Raw genomic sequence first — 14,144 nt, forward strand, 5'->3', positions numbered from 1 at the left:
ACCTTCTACATGCTGGTGTTATTTGCTAGTGATGGTAAGTAGAACGGTTTCACCTGCACTTGCTTCTTTTTCCTCGGTTAATTGGATTTCTTTCCCACTATTCACACTATTAGTGATAACGATAGGAGTCACAAGGTCTTTCGCATTTTCTCGAAGGAATTCCAGATCGAGTTCGATTAGCGGCTGGCCAACTGAAACTGAATCACCAATTTTGACTTTCGTAGTGAATCCTTCTCCTGCTAAATCAACTGTGTCCAGTCCAATATGAATTAAGACTTCATTGCCTTTTTTGTCCTTGATACCAACTGCGTGTTTTGTTTCGGGAATTTGCACGATTTCTCCATCAAACGGAGCAAAAATCACTTCATCCGTTGGTGTAATCGCAATTCCTTCACCCATCATTTTTTCACTGAATACGGGGTCGGGAACTTCCTCTAACGAGACCACTTTTCCGTTTACAGGAGCATAAAGCTTAGCTTTTTGTTCCTTTTTTAGTTTGTTAAACATGTAAAATCGTCCTTTCCTGTTTTATCATGTAATCTTGTATTCCTTGAATTACGAAATAGTCTCATGTTATAGAGCATCAAAAAAAGGCATGGAGGTATAGATAGGACATCTGTCCTATTTAAAATACCACCATGCCTAATCAAGTTAGTAACATGTGACCTATATTCGAATTTATCCGTATAATAGCATACATCCAGATACAGGTCAATATGAAAGGGCTTTATTTTTGGGTCAAATGCTTGCAGACCTTTTATTAATGCCTTATTTCATAATATTAAATCCTTGCTTTGACAGTGTTTCCGGTTTTATATATTTTTGATACGTATATGGATGTTTGTATGTAAGCAGGAAATAATTGGCCCCAATCTATAAAAAAACTACCTCCCATTACTTGAATTTTAACAAGTAATTAGAAGATAGTTTTTTATAAAGGAAAACACGACTGTTCCCGTAACGATTCCAACAGCCTTGATAATTTACTTCTAAATATCTCGTACATTTAAACAGAACTTCGTACAACTAATTCTGTATTTAATTTATATAAATGATTAATCTTTTCTCCTCTAAGCAACTGGAAGATTAATTGTATGGCTAATGAACCTGTTTCATATTTAGGCTGTTTGATCGTTGTTAAAGGCGGATCCACATATTCTGATATCTCAATATCATCATAACCTATAATAGAAATATCTCCCGGAACCTTTATACCATTTTCAGTAAAAGCCTGTAAACCGCCAATCGCCATCTCATCATTTGCATAAAAAATAGAATCCGGTAAATTATTTTGCACAATAATTGTTTTGGTGGCTTTATAACCACTTTCACGTGTGAAATTACCTGGAACCTTCCAAACAGGCTGAAAATTTATCTGATAATCTTTTAAAGCTTTTAAATAACCTTCAAATCTTAACTGGTTATCAAGTGAGTTGTTAGGGCCACTGACAAAGGTAATTTCTTTATGTCCCTGATTTATCAAATACTCTGTAGCCAGATACCCTCCATGTACATTATCTACTAATACACTTTGTATGTTTGTATGCTTCATTTCTCTATCCAGGACTACAAGTGGAAAACCGTCTCTAGCCGCTTCTAAAATGACATCATCGCTAATATTTTGCGCAAGAATAATAGCCCCGTCTACTCTTTTCTCTCTTAAAAACTTTACCGCTGTGGATTGAGAGCCGCCAATTGCACTACAAGCGATTAACCCATAATTATTAGCAGAACAGCCACTTTGAACGCCTTGGATAAGTTCAGAATAATATGGTCCTGATAAATCTCCCAAAATCAAAGCAATTGTGTTTGTTTTTGCCATTTTCAAATCTGCTGCGATACCATTCTTCTGGTAGTTTAGTTCCTTTGCAGCATCTAATACTTTCATACGAGTATGATCGCTGACTTTGTTACTGTTATTTAGAGCATAGGAAGCCGTTGATACCGCTACACCTGCTAATTTAGCTACATCTTTTATTGTTGCCATAATATTCCCCCATGAATCTAATCAATAAAATATCTCGTTTCCTACGCTAAAATAATTATAGCTCATTCAATGATAATTATCACTTTATTCCTGACATTGTAAAACCTTCTACAATATATTTTTGGAAAAAACCAAAAATAATCATAATCGGAACAACCATAAATGCTGCACCAGCCATTTGCAATGCGAAATTATTAGCATATTGACCTTTTAATAAGGATAAACCAACAGATAAAGTATACAGACTTTCATCATTTGCAATAATTAATGGCCATAGGAAGCTGTTCCACGCTGCAATAAACATCAAAACAGCCTGAACAGCAAATATCGGTTTTGCGACTGGAATAATTAAACGGAAGAAAATATAAAACTCCCCTGCACCATCTAAACGAGCTGCTTCAATTAAACTCGTTGGAATGGTTGCCATGAACTGTCTAAATAAAAATATATTAAACGCAGCTACCAATCCCGGTAATATAATACCGCTCATTGTGTTAGTTAATCCCATCTCATTTAATAAGAGATACACTGGAATCATCGTTACTTGGCCCGGAATCATCATCGTCGCCAGTACTAAATAAAAGAGTTTTTCTTTCCCTTTAAAGTCAAACTTAGCAAATCCGTACCCTGCCATTCCATTAAATAATAAGCCGACAGATGAAACTGCTACAATAATGAGTGTGTTCTTCAGATATACTAAGAAATTCATTTCTGTAAATAACTTTATAAAATTATCAAATGTAGGGTTCTCCGGGAATATTGTAGGAGGAATTGCCAATATTTCATTCTCTGGCTTAAATGCACTTGAGATCATCCATAGAAACGGAATAGAAACTAATATTCCACCTAACATCATGATTATAGTCATCACTATCTTTTCCGTTTTTTTACGTTTAGCAGTTGTTAACACAAAATTTCACCCCAGACTTATTAATATTCCGTATCAGATTTTCTTAGTTTAAATTGAATTAGTGTAGCTATAATAATAATTATAAATAGAATAAATGATCCTGCAGCTGCATAGCCAAATTCATTGAATTGAAAACCTTCCTGATAAATAAATAACGCTATAGACAACGTTCCATCTAAAGGTCCCCCTTGCGTCATAATAAACGGTTCTTCGAAAAACTGAATCCAGCCAATCAAAGTAGTTACAGTTACAAAGAATGTAGCAAATCGCAAGAGAGGCAATGTAATGTACAGCATTTTTTGAAAGCCATTTGCTCCATCTATTTCTGCTGCTTCATAATAATCTTTTGGAATTCCTTGTAATGCAGCTAAAAAGATGATCATATTTAAACCAAGACTCTTCCAAACAGCAACGATAATTAAAGAAATTTTCGCTAAAGTAGGTTCATTCAACCATGGAATATTATCCACCGATAGAAAAGAAAGAATATAGTTAATTAAACCGTACTCTGTATTGTATAAAAAGCCCCAAATTACAGCAATTGCCACTATATTAGTAATTGATGGCATATAATACACCGATCTAAAAAAAGTAAAAAGTTTACTAGTACCGTAATTAAGTAAAAGTGCAATACTTAATGATAAAAGCACAACTAGAGGTACCCCAATTAAAACATAGAAAACAGTATTTAATATCGCTTTAATAAACCGGTCATCCGTTAATAATGCTTTATAATTCTCTAAGCCTATAAAGCTTACACTGGAAAAATCCACTAATCCTTTTAAATCCAGATTAGTAAAGCTAATGAAAAAGGCAATAGTAATTGGAATGATGCTAAATAGTGTTAACAGGATAAGTGACGGTGCAATAAACATATATGGATGCCGATTATTTAATATTTTCTTCATAAAACTCATATTTTAACCACCTATCAAAGAGGTATATTCATAATAGAGGCAGGGTAAATATATGCTGAAGCCGCTTTTATTTACTCTGTGTATCACTTTATTATTCTAATAATTGTTGTGCTGTTTGATTAAATGTTTCCATTTCAGCTTCTAAATCAGCGCCGCCAACATTTACTCTTTCTAATGCATTTAACAATTCCTGTGCAATCCGTTCAAATTCTTCTACCTGAATTCCAGGAATAGCATCATTTAGCTGTTCACCAAACACACTATACTTTTCATCCTCACTTAATGCAGGATCATCCCAAGCTTCCACTCGTGCAGGAAGTGCATTGGACATTTCCATCCATTCAATCTGTGTTTCTGTTTCATTCATATAGGAAATAAATTTCATTGCATTATCCACATTATCGGAAGTATGGAATACAGAAAATACAGAGCCGCCTAAGCTAGATGTATTTGATGTATTACCCGGCATCGTTGCAACCGACCAGTCCCCTTCGATATCAGGTACTTGATCATTTAATTGATTGATCATCCACGGACCGCTAAAGAACATTGCTTTAGAACCGTCTGCGAAAGCTTGTATAATATCCAGCCCTTCATTTTGCTGACTATATCCGTTTTCAAAGAAGCTTGTATAATATTCCATTGCGCCTAAGAATTCTGGAGAATCTAAATTTAAATCATTATTTTCAATATCAGCTTGATACCCGTTCTGCCATGCAAAGATAAACGGAGTAATTTGGTCTTTTTGGTCAATATCAATTCCCCATTGTCCGTCACCGCGATCAGCCAGCTTTTGAGCTGCATCTTCCAGCTCTCCCCAATTTTTTGGTGCTTCATCGTAACCAACTTCAGCCAATATATCTGTTCGATAATACAGAACGCGCGTATCTACATACCAGGGAATACCCACAGTCTCATCATTATATTCCATTAAAGTTTGAGCACCCTCAAAATAATTTTCCTTTGCAAATTCTGGATTATCTGTTACATAATCACTTAAATCAAGCAATGCACCTGCTTCTGCAAATTCCGGAATCCAGGTTGCTCCTAATTGCAAAACGTCTGGGCCATTTCCAGAAGCAACAGCTGTGAGGAGTTTATCGTGTGCGTTTTCCCAAGGCAATGCTTGTACCTCAACAGTTAATCCTTCATTTTCTTCCTCAAATCCTTTTGCCATTTCTTTTAATAATTTACCTTCTTCCCCCATCGCCCAGACAGTAATTGTATCACTGTTGCCGCCAGAGCCTTCTCCTCCCTTATCATCATTGCCGCAAGCACTAAGGAAGGCAACCAATAATATTACAACTAAAAATCCTCCAAAAAACTTTTTCATCGTATTCACTCCTATTTTTATATTGTGAATTAATTATCGAAACGTTTCGACATATTTATTTTATTATAGAATGAATTCGTTTTCAAGATATTTTTTAATAATTCACTCCTTCTCCAAAAACTTAAATTAAAGTGCATTATAAAGTGAATTATTATTTGACTTCATACATTTAGGAAATTATAATTAGTGATGAATTGTTTTGAAACGTTTCGATTTAGGCTTTAAACTAAATAATTTGTTTCGTGGACAAATTATAATATGAGGAGTGTTTTTTTGAACAAACAGCATTTAGAAGACTTATTAAAACAAATGACGATTGATGAAAAAATCGGTCAACTATCACAACTCGCTACTCCTTTTTTTAAAGGTTCTACTGAAAGCGGTAAAATAACTGGTCCATTAGAACAACTAAATATTTCTGATGATCTAGTAAAAAACACTGGTTCTGTGCTAGGCGCTTCTGGAGCAAAGGAAATTCGAAATATCCAGGAACAACATTTAAAAGACCACCGACTAAGTATTCCTTTATTATTTATGTCCGATATCATCCATGGCTATGAAACTATTTTTCCCGTCCCTCTGGGAATAGGATCATCATGGGATATAGAACTAGCAGAAAAAAGTGCAGAAATTGCAGCAAAAGAAAGTGCAGTTTCGGGTATTCATGTGACATTTGCTCCGATGGTCGATCTAGTTAGAGACCCGCGCTGGGGGCGTGTAATGGAATCTACAGGGGAAGATTCCTATTTAAATAGTGAGTTTGCTAAAGCTCAGGTTAGAGGCTTTCAAGGCGAAGATTTAACGAAGGATCTTAATCGCTTGGCTACATGTGTAAAACATTTTGCCGCATATGGGGCTGCGGAAGCTGGACGAGATTATAATACAGTGAACATGTCTGAACGGCAATTAAGAGAAACTTATTTACCAGCATTCCAAGCTGCACTAGATGCTGGCAGTAAACTCGTAATGACCTCCTTTAATACAGTTGATGGAATTCCTGCAACCGGTAATAAAAAACTGATGCGTGATATTCTGCGTGATGAATGGGGCTTTGATGGAGTGACCATTACTGACTGGGGCGCGCTTAAAGAACTCCTTCCTCATGGGGTTGCAGAGGATGAGAGAGAAGCTGCATATAAAGCCATTCAGGCGGGTGTAGATATTGAAATGATGACAACCTGCTATCCTGATCACTTGAAAAATCTTATCGAAAACAAGGAAGTCGACGAAGAACTTCTTAATGAGGCAGTCCGCCGAATCTTACAATTAAAAAATGAATTAGGGTTATTTGAAAATCCATATCGTGGTTTAAACGAGGAAAATGAAGAAAAAGTTATCCTAAATGAAGAGCATCGTAAAGTTGCAAGAGAACTTGCAGCTAAATCATGCGTATTATTACAAAACAACAATAACACCTTGCCAATTAACCGTTCACAAAAAGTTGCCATAATTGGTCCCTTCGCTGAAAACAATGACATTCTCGGTCCTTGGTCTTGGAAAGGCAATAAGGATATAGCTGTCACCTTAGCTAAGGGATTTGAAAAAAGAATAAATAACAGAGATCAATTCGTTGTGGCAAAAGGCTCTAAAGTAGAATCTATTACAAAAGAACAGCTGCAAAAGGCAGTTTCAGCTGCTGAACAATCTGATGTTATCGTATTAGCATTAGGGGAACATTCTGAAATGAGTGGTGAGGCTGGTTCACGTTCGAATATTAAATTACCAGATGCTCAACTGCAATTAGTTGATGAAATTTATCAACTGGGTAAACCGACTGTTGCTGTTTTATTTAATGGCAGACCCCTTGATTTACATGGTGTATTTGATAAAACAGATGCTGTATTAGAAGCTTGGTTCCCTGGAACAGAGGGAGGGGCAGCTATTACTGAAATTTTATATGGTGATGTGAATCCATCCGGGAAATTATCGATGTCCTTTCCTTATTCTGTTGGTCAAGTACCGGTTTATTATAATCATTATAATACCGGCCGGCCACAAGGTGCACCAGATGCGCAAGTACGGTATGTATCACAATTTTTAGACATACCAAACGAGCCTTTATTCCCCTTTGGCTATGGTTTAAGCTATACAACATATTCTTATCAGAATATGAGACTTTCCGCTCCTAGTATCACACCTGACGATACGCTGAAAGTAACAATTACTGTTAAAAACACTGGAAAAATTGCCGGTGATGAAACCGTTCAATTATACGTTCGTGATATGGTTGGCGAGGTTGTCCGGCCATTAAAAGAATTAAAAGGCTTTAAAAAAATTCATCTCCAACCACAAGAAGAAAAGGATGTTACTTTTGAATTAACGGAAAAACAATTACGTTATTATCATTCTGATTTAAATTTCGACAGTGATAAAGGTAAATTTGAAGTTTATGTTGGACCAAACAGCAAAGAAGTACACACACTTTCTTTCACATTAATAAAATAACAAAAGCAGGTGAACATGAATGACATGGAAAGATACATTAATCACATTAAAAGCAAATGATCTCCATTTTACCTTTCATCAGAGCGGAGATATTTATGAAATCACACACGGGAATACGCTAATCAATCAATGGATGTCCAATCCAATTGATGGCGCATTAAATAATATTTATTTACGTATTCATAATCCAGATGATATAGAATACTATCCACTGCTCGGAACCCATTCGAGCAGTGAAGTTTTTGTTCATGAATCCCAAATGAAATGGACTGGAGAAATTAAAGGAGTTCAATACCAGGTTATCTTTACATTGAATGAAAAAGGAATTTGGTTCTGGGATGTAAAACTGGAAGGCCAGGGCCAAGAGATTGACCTTATTTATGGACAAGATTTGGGGCTGGGTGATAAAGGCGGCGTTCGTTCCAATGAAGCTTATATGTCACAATACATCGACCACAAAGTCTTTCAGGATGAGGAAAAAGGATTTATTATATGCTCGAGGCAAAATCAGACTCAGAGTTCAGGTAACCCTTATATCCAGCAAGGATCTCTGAATAAAACCATTGGCTATGCTACAGACGGGTTCCAATTTTTTGGATTAGATTATAAAGCAAGCAATAAAATAAAAGCTCTGCAGGAAGCTTCTCTACCTAATGAAATTTATCAATATGAATTTGCTTACACTGCTCTTCAATCAGAGAAGATCATACTAAATGGGAAAAGTCAGATTGTATTTTATGGGTTATTCAAAGCCAATCATCCGGAAGCAATCAACAAGCTCGAATTTAACGAAGACATTTACCATGCATGGAAACAACTAAAAAATAATGAAATAAAATCAACTCAATCTATTGAAAAAGTGACCTTATCTGAAAAGCTTGATTCAACACTTGAGACCTTTCATTTTACGGAACAAGAATTAGATGAACTTTACCCTAAGCGGATCTTAGAAGAGACGAATGAGAAGGGATTGTTATCCTTTTTCACCGAACAATATGAGCATATTGTTTTAAAAGAAAAGGAAAAGCTTGTGGAGCGTCCTCATGGTCACATTGTAATGAGTGGACAAAATCACCAGATAAAGGATGATACAATCGCGTCCACTTCATATATGTACGGCATTTTTAATGCGCAAGTAGCCATTGGCAACACAAATATGAATAAAATGATGACTAATGTCAGAAATAGCTTAAATATTATAAAAACTTCAGGTCAGCGCATTTATATTGAAATCGATGAGAAGTATCATTTATTGGCACTTCCATCAATTTATGAATTAGGATTTAATTATGCGCGCTGGTACTACAAAACAAATGACGATGTGATCATTGTTACGAATTATACGGTTGTAGATTCACCAATAATCAATACAAGTGTCGCCTCAAAGCAAGGGAAGTCCTATAAATTTTTAGTTACAAACCAAATTACAATGCAGAATAATGAATATGAAGTTCCTTTTCATTATCATGTAACTGAAAATAGCTCTGTCCGCTTTACGGCTGATGAAAAGTCTGACAGTGCGAAGACATATCCTAATCTGGCCTATCAAATAGAAGTTATTGGTGCAGATTTCGAAGTTAGTGATGAGCAGAAATTGGCTCATAATATTAGCTCAGGTTCAGCTTCTCTCGTTGTATTAGATATTTCTTCTACCAATACATTTGAAATGAGAATCCAAGGGTCCTTAAATGGTGAAATTGCTTCATCGTCTGACCGCTGTTTTGAGGAAGAAGTAAGACACTATCGCCAATATTATAACAAACTATTACGTGGCTTTAACTTATCATTATCTGGCGAAAATAAATTTGATAACTTTAACGCAATAGCGCATTGGTATACGCATAACATGCTCGTCCATTTCTCTGTTCCGCATGGTTTGGAACAATACAGTGGAGCAGCCTGGGGAACAAGAGATGTTTGCCAAGGACCTTCCGAATACTTTTTAGCAACCCAGCATTTTCAAACTGTTCGGCAAATCATAAGAACAGTATATTCCCATCAATACGAGGATACAGGAAACTGGCCACAATGGTTTATGTTTGATAAATATGAAAGTATCCAACAAGAAGACAGCCATGGTGACATCATCGTTTGGCCACTAAAGTTAATTGCAGATTATATCCATATCTCAGGAGATTACCAAATACTAGAGGAAAAAGTACCGTATACCAGTCGTAAGACATTTAAATTCACAAAAAATACTGCGACCATTCTGGAACATATTCAAAAGGAAATCTCATATATCAAAGATCATTTCTTACATGACACGCACTTATCTGCTTATGGTGGCGGAGATTGGGATGATACACTGCAACCAGCAAGTAATCAATTGAAAAAATATATGTCAAGCAGCTGGACAGTTGCCTTAACTTATCAAACCTTTAAAACATTCTCAGATGTTTTAGTAAAAGTGCATCCAAAAGAAGCGGAGTCAATACAACATTTAGTCCACGGCATCCGCCGGGACTTTAACAAATATATATTAAAAGATGATGTGATTCCAGGTTTCGTCTATATGGAAAATTCAGATCATGTTGAATACATGTTACATCCTGCAGACAAAAAAACCGGTATCCACTATCGTTTACTGCCAATGCAGGAAAGTATTATTGCAGAATTATTCGATTTGGAACAAGCGCAGCATCATTATGAAATTATTAAAGAGCATTTACAATTTCCAGATGGCGTACGATTAATGGACCGACCTGCCACCTATACAGGCGGGGTAAGCACCAATTTCCAACGAGCAGAACAAGCAGCTAACTTTGGCCGGGAAATTGGTCTCCAATATGTTCACGCTCATATACGTTTTATCGAGGCTATGGCAAAATTAGGTAAAGCTGATGAAGTATGGAATAGTTTAGCCGTTATTAACCCTATTCAAATAAAAAATGTTGTCCCTAATGCAGAAATTCGTCAAAGCAATACCTACTTTAGCAGTTCTGATGGCAAATTCAAAACACGATATGAAGCGCAAGAAAACTTTACTGCATTAAAAAATGGATTAGTTCCAGTCAAGGGAGGCTGGCGTATTTATTCTAGCGGCCCTGGAATCTATTTAAATCAATTAATATCCAATGCTTTAGGAATTCGCCAAAACAATCAAGATTTAATTATAGATCCTGTTATATCTTCAGATATGGATGGTTTGCACTTTGACTTTATGATTATGGACAAAGAAGTAACATTTATATATCATCTAAATCAGCAGGAAAAGCATGTTTCTATTAACGGAAATATAGTTGATTCAGCAGGAGTTGTTAACCCTTATCGAAGTAGTGGATTTATTGTTAAACGAAATGTTTTGGAAGAATGGTTAACAGAGAAGAATAATATAATTGATATTTACTTATAGATAGGTAATTGTTTTGTAGATTCAAAACTATAAATTAAATAAAAAATCATGGTATCTTTATCGAACATGTAACCCTTCCTGATAAATTACTTTATAAGTTATCATATGATTTTCTGTTGGAGTATCCTTATGCTTAAAGACGTTTTCAATACAAAACTAATAATTACACATGTATAAGCCCCCAAAAATTTTTGGGGGCTATTTTCATTATAAATCATTCGACTTCATCACCATTTTGATAGCTATCCTTCTCTTAAAATCTAAACTCCACTTACCGCACCTTTAGCCCGCTTTACCTCATCCATAAAAATCTTCGCACGCTTAGGGTCTATTGGATTCTTCATATCTCCATTCTTAATCCAGGTTGCTACACATACACCATCATAATGCTGCAGCAATTCATAGACGTTTTCTCCTGTTGCGCCTCCGCCTAAGAATATTGGTGTGTCTTCTACTTTTGTCCTTGCCTTTTTTACTAACTCTAAACTCTCACTTGGATTTTTCCCTGCAATAAATAAACCGTCCGCAAATGCCTCATGTACAGATTCCCATGCTGCATCCTGAATTGGCTTTGCTCCTAAAGGTACACCATGTACCTCATATACATCTGCAAATACTGGGACATCGCTTTTTATTCTTTTTCTAAGCTCGTTTATTTCTACACATTGCGCTTCCAGTAATCCTGCACTTGTTACTTCTACACCGGTAAACAGGTGTTCCACTCTTACAAAATCTGCGCCAATTGCATCTGCTACTGATAAGCCTGCTACTCCATCCCAGTTCATCAGCACACCTAATATCTGATCAGGGAACTCCCTTTTTATCGCATCTCCTATTTGAGTCATATAAGCGATAGCTTCCGGCGAAGCAATTTGTTTAATTGGCATATCATTCATATTTTGGAGGACGATTCCGTCAAAACCATTTTCCAGCACCATTTCGGTTTCTTTTAAGGAATGATCGATAATCTCCGTTATTTTTTTATTAGTATGTCTATAGCTCCCCGGTAATGGATCAGGCTGAACCATGGACAACGCTAGACCTTTGGTATTTATCTTACTCACTAGTTATTCCCCCTTCAAGCTATCATGAAATTTTTTACTATTGTTAAATAATTGATTAGCAGGAATGATTCCTTCTTCAGTAATTATTGCGGTTATATATTTTGACTCAACGCCAAGCAATTCCGGACAATTAAAATCGATCTTGCTTTTTACATTTGAATCCCAATTAGAGGCTAATTCCTCTGTTAAATCATTTATTTTCAGCTGTTTTTTATAGCCATATATCGCTCTTATATCAACTTTTATCATTGGTGTCAGCACGTATAGTGGAATATTGAATTCTTTACATACTAATCCAACGATATCTGAACCTGTTGTATTAAAGGTTGTACCATCTGGATAAAAGGTTTCCGCACCGAAAAATGCACCATCACATTCCTTTAAATAGTACATAATGGCTGCGTCCGGGATAAATTTAATCTGATGACCAGCTTCTCTGCAAGCTTCTATAAAGGGATAACCACCATTAATTATTCTGCTTTCCGGGATAACGATAGTATAATTTTTATTTTCATTATTTAAGTTTTGCAGCCATTTATTTACCGTACTAGAGTAATCAAAAACCATGATTGTTTTCATTGATGAAGCAGCTTCAACCCCGTACTCCACTACTTTATTTATTGCTTTCTCTGATTGAATCAGATAATTATTCTTTTTTTGGATGATAAGTTTCGACGCTTCTTCCGCATCTAAGTTTCTTACTTCATCAATATTTTTTATCATAATATTAATGGCATTACTAATTGCCTGACTCGCTGCACCTCTTGTTTCAATGAAGTATTGGGAAAGGGTTTTGATTTTATCTACTACACTATGTACGGAAGAATGATTCTTTTCTCCGATTAACGCAATAGATTCAATCATATCGCCTATCATACTAATATGCTTGCTGGCTCCTAACACCCTTTGATAAACGATATCATCAAATGCTTGTATACTTTGTTCATCATCTAATGTTTGTCTGGCATCTTCTACTTCTATCATACTTACACCCATTCCTTTCGCTTCGATTCAAATACAAAATAGCCTACAATAATTTTGTATCTATTTCTCTTATCGTTGTTTCCAATACCATAACTATTTTTTCACCGTCTTTTTTAAAGTGACAGCTTTTTATTTAGAAATATTTAGTTGATGAAAATCAAATTCTTCTTTATCAATAAATTGCTCATACTCTGCTAAAGAAGGTAAGGATGTAATAGCTCCTTGTTTCGTAACGGAAAGCGCTGCAACATTTACTGCATTTTTTACCGATATATCCAAATCACCACTTCTAATCCAAAAAAAAGATACAGCACCTACAAAACAATCTCCAGCTCCTGTTGTGTCTACCACATTTACTTTAGAGGCAGGGTAATGTTTGATTATATCTCCCGTCTTAAAGACCGCTCCTTCCCCACCTAAAGTGATGACAATATTATCGATACCTATTTGAGAAATGATTTCTACTGCCTCTTTAGCTGAATCAACAGAATTCACATCCATACCTGATAAAAATGAGGATTCGGGTTCATTGACAATTAATAAATCAACTAATTTCAAAACTTCGGAATCAATATCTACAATTGGAGCTAAATTTAAGATGATTTTTTTACCTAAATCAGAGGCCATTTGAATCGTATATTCTCCCACTTGTTTATCCATCTCCAGCTGAAGAACTACTCCTTCCGCCCGCTTCAATTTATCTAACGAATGCGTAACATCCTCTTCTGTTAAGGTAGCATTCGCACCTTTATAGGTAACAATTGAATTATTACCAGATTGATCTACACTTACCATCGCAATACCGGTTTGAATCCCTGGTGAAATCAATACATTCTCATCATCAACGCCAGCCTGAGCTAATTCATTTTTCATCACTGTTCCAATGTGATCATCACCAACGCGGCCAACCATTGCGGTTGTTGCAGTTAATTTAGCTGCTGTAATTACCTGATTTGCTGCTTTCCCGCCAGGTCCTATACTAAAAGAATTGGAAGCAACAGTCTCACCAGGCTCCGGCAATTTATCTACATAACCAACATAATCCATATTTAAGCTTCCATAAACAATCAAGTCATATTTATTTTCCACTTTTTTCATTCCCTTTGAATATAGTTTTTTTGCTATCATGCTGCATTCATTAGAGAAACC

General features: G+C 35.8%; 10 protein-coding genes. 2 read left to right on the top strand and 8 right to left on the bottom strand.

Annotation, left to right across the window (positions count from 1 at the left end):
* Positions 1–18: 18 nt before the first annotated feature.
* From MKY30_RS02200 to MKY30_RS02220, 5 genes are all read right to left on the bottom strand, one after another.
* Positions 19–507: a PTS sugar transporter subunit IIA gene (locus MKY30_RS02200; protein WP_341082669.1), complete on the bottom strand. Its 489-nt coding sequence runs from the start codon at positions 505–507 to the stop codon at positions 19–21.
* A 499-nt stretch (positions 508–1,006) separates the two neighbouring features.
* The gene (locus tag MKY30_RS02205) at positions 1,007–1,987 is read right to left on the bottom strand and encodes a LacI family DNA-binding transcriptional regulator (protein WP_339283113.1); all 981 of its coding nucleotides are present in this window, start codon (positions 1,985–1,987) and stop codon (positions 1,007–1,009) included.
* 79 nt (positions 1,988–2,066) lie between these two features.
* Positions 2,067–2,855, bottom strand: a complete 789-nt coding sequence (locus MKY30_RS02210) for a carbohydrate ABC transporter permease (protein WP_339286327.1) — start codon at positions 2,853–2,855, stop codon at positions 2,067–2,069.
* Positions 2,856–2,917: 62 nt separating this feature from the next.
* Positions 2,918–3,805, bottom strand: coding sequence for a carbohydrate ABC transporter permease (locus MKY30_RS02215; protein ID WP_339286328.1), 888 nt, complete (start codon positions 3,803–3,805; stop codon positions 2,918–2,920).
* 100 nt (positions 3,806–3,905) lie between these two features.
* Positions 3,906–5,147 (bottom strand): sugar ABC transporter substrate-binding protein, encoded by a 1,242-nt coding sequence (locus MKY30_RS02220; RefSeq protein WP_341082671.1) that lies wholly within the window; start codon positions 5,145–5,147, stop codon positions 3,906–3,908.
* A 258-nt stretch (positions 5,148–5,405) separates the two neighbouring features.
* Here MKY30_RS02220 and MKY30_RS02225 point away from each other — a divergent pair, with 258 nt between their 5' ends.
* Complete coding sequence (locus tag MKY30_RS02225; RefSeq protein ID WP_341082673.1) at positions 5,406–7,592, top strand: glycoside hydrolase family 3 N-terminal domain-containing protein; 2,187 nt, start codon at positions 5,406–5,408, stop codon at positions 7,590–7,592.
* 19 nt (positions 7,593–7,611) lie between these two features.
* Entirely contained in the window at positions 7,612–10,947 is a 3,336-nt protein-coding gene (locus MKY30_RS02230) for a GH36-type glycosyl hydrolase domain-containing protein (RefSeq protein ID WP_341082675.1), read from the top strand.
* A 260-nt stretch (positions 10,948–11,207) separates the two neighbouring features.
* Here the strand turns inward: MKY30_RS02230 and MKY30_RS02235 are convergent, their stop codons facing one another.
* From MKY30_RS02235 to MKY30_RS02245, 3 genes are all read right to left on the bottom strand, one after another.
* Positions 11,208–12,011 (bottom strand): BtpA/SgcQ family protein, encoded by an 804-nt coding sequence (locus tag MKY30_RS02235; protein WP_339283119.1) that lies wholly within the window; start codon positions 12,009–12,011, stop codon positions 11,208–11,210.
* 3 nt (positions 12,012–12,014) lie between these two features.
* Positions 12,015–13,007: a hypothetical protein gene (locus MKY30_RS02240; RefSeq protein ID WP_341082676.1), complete on the bottom strand. Its 993-nt coding sequence runs from the start codon at positions 13,005–13,007 to the stop codon at positions 12,015–12,017.
* A gap of 117 nt (positions 13,008–13,124) precedes the next feature.
* Positions 13,125–14,084 carry a ribokinase gene (locus MKY30_RS02245; RefSeq protein WP_341082677.1) on the bottom strand — a complete coding sequence of 320 codons (960 nt, stop codon included), beginning with the start codon at positions 14,082–14,084 and terminating at the stop codon, positions 13,125–13,127.
* Positions 14,085–14,144: the final 60 nt, after the last annotated feature.

Origin of the sequence: Oceanobacillus sp. FSL W8-0428 (assembly GCF_038004405.1) — a bacterium.
In the GTDB taxonomy this organism is placed as follows: domain Bacteria; phylum Bacillota; class Bacilli; order Bacillales; family Amphibacillaceae; genus Oceanobacillus; species Oceanobacillus sojae.

Excerpts from the sequence above, each read along its gene's own strand:
- MKY30_RS02220 (WP_341082671.1), bottom strand. The coding sequence starts at position 5,147 with ATGAAAAAGTTTTTTGGAGGATTTTTAGTTGTAATATTATTGGTTGCC.
- MKY30_RS02230 (WP_341082675.1), top strand. The coding sequence starts at position 7,612 with ATGACATGGAAAGATACATTAATCACATTAAAAGCAAATGATCTCCAT.
- MKY30_RS02205 (WP_339283113.1), bottom strand. The coding sequence starts at position 1,987 with ATGGCAACAATAAAAGATGTAGCTAAATTAGCAGGTGTAGCGGTATCA.
- MKY30_RS02215 (WP_339286328.1), bottom strand. The coding sequence starts at position 3,805 with ATGAAGAAAATATTAAATAATCGGCATCCATATATGTTTATTGCACCG.
- MKY30_RS02210 (WP_339286327.1), bottom strand. The coding sequence starts at position 2,855 with ATGACTATAATCATGATGTTAGGTGGAATATTAGTTTCTATTCCGTTT.
- MKY30_RS02240 (WP_341082676.1), bottom strand. The coding sequence starts at position 13,007 with ATGGGTGTAAGTATGATAGAAGTAGAAGATGCCAGACAAACATTAGAT.
- MKY30_RS02225 (WP_341082673.1), top strand. The coding sequence starts at position 5,406 with ATGAGGAGTGTTTTTTTGAACAAACAGCATTTAGAAGACTTATTAAAA.
- MKY30_RS02200 (WP_341082669.1), bottom strand. The coding sequence starts at position 507 with ATGTTTAACAAACTAAAAAAGGAACAAAAAGCTAAGCTTTATGCTCCT.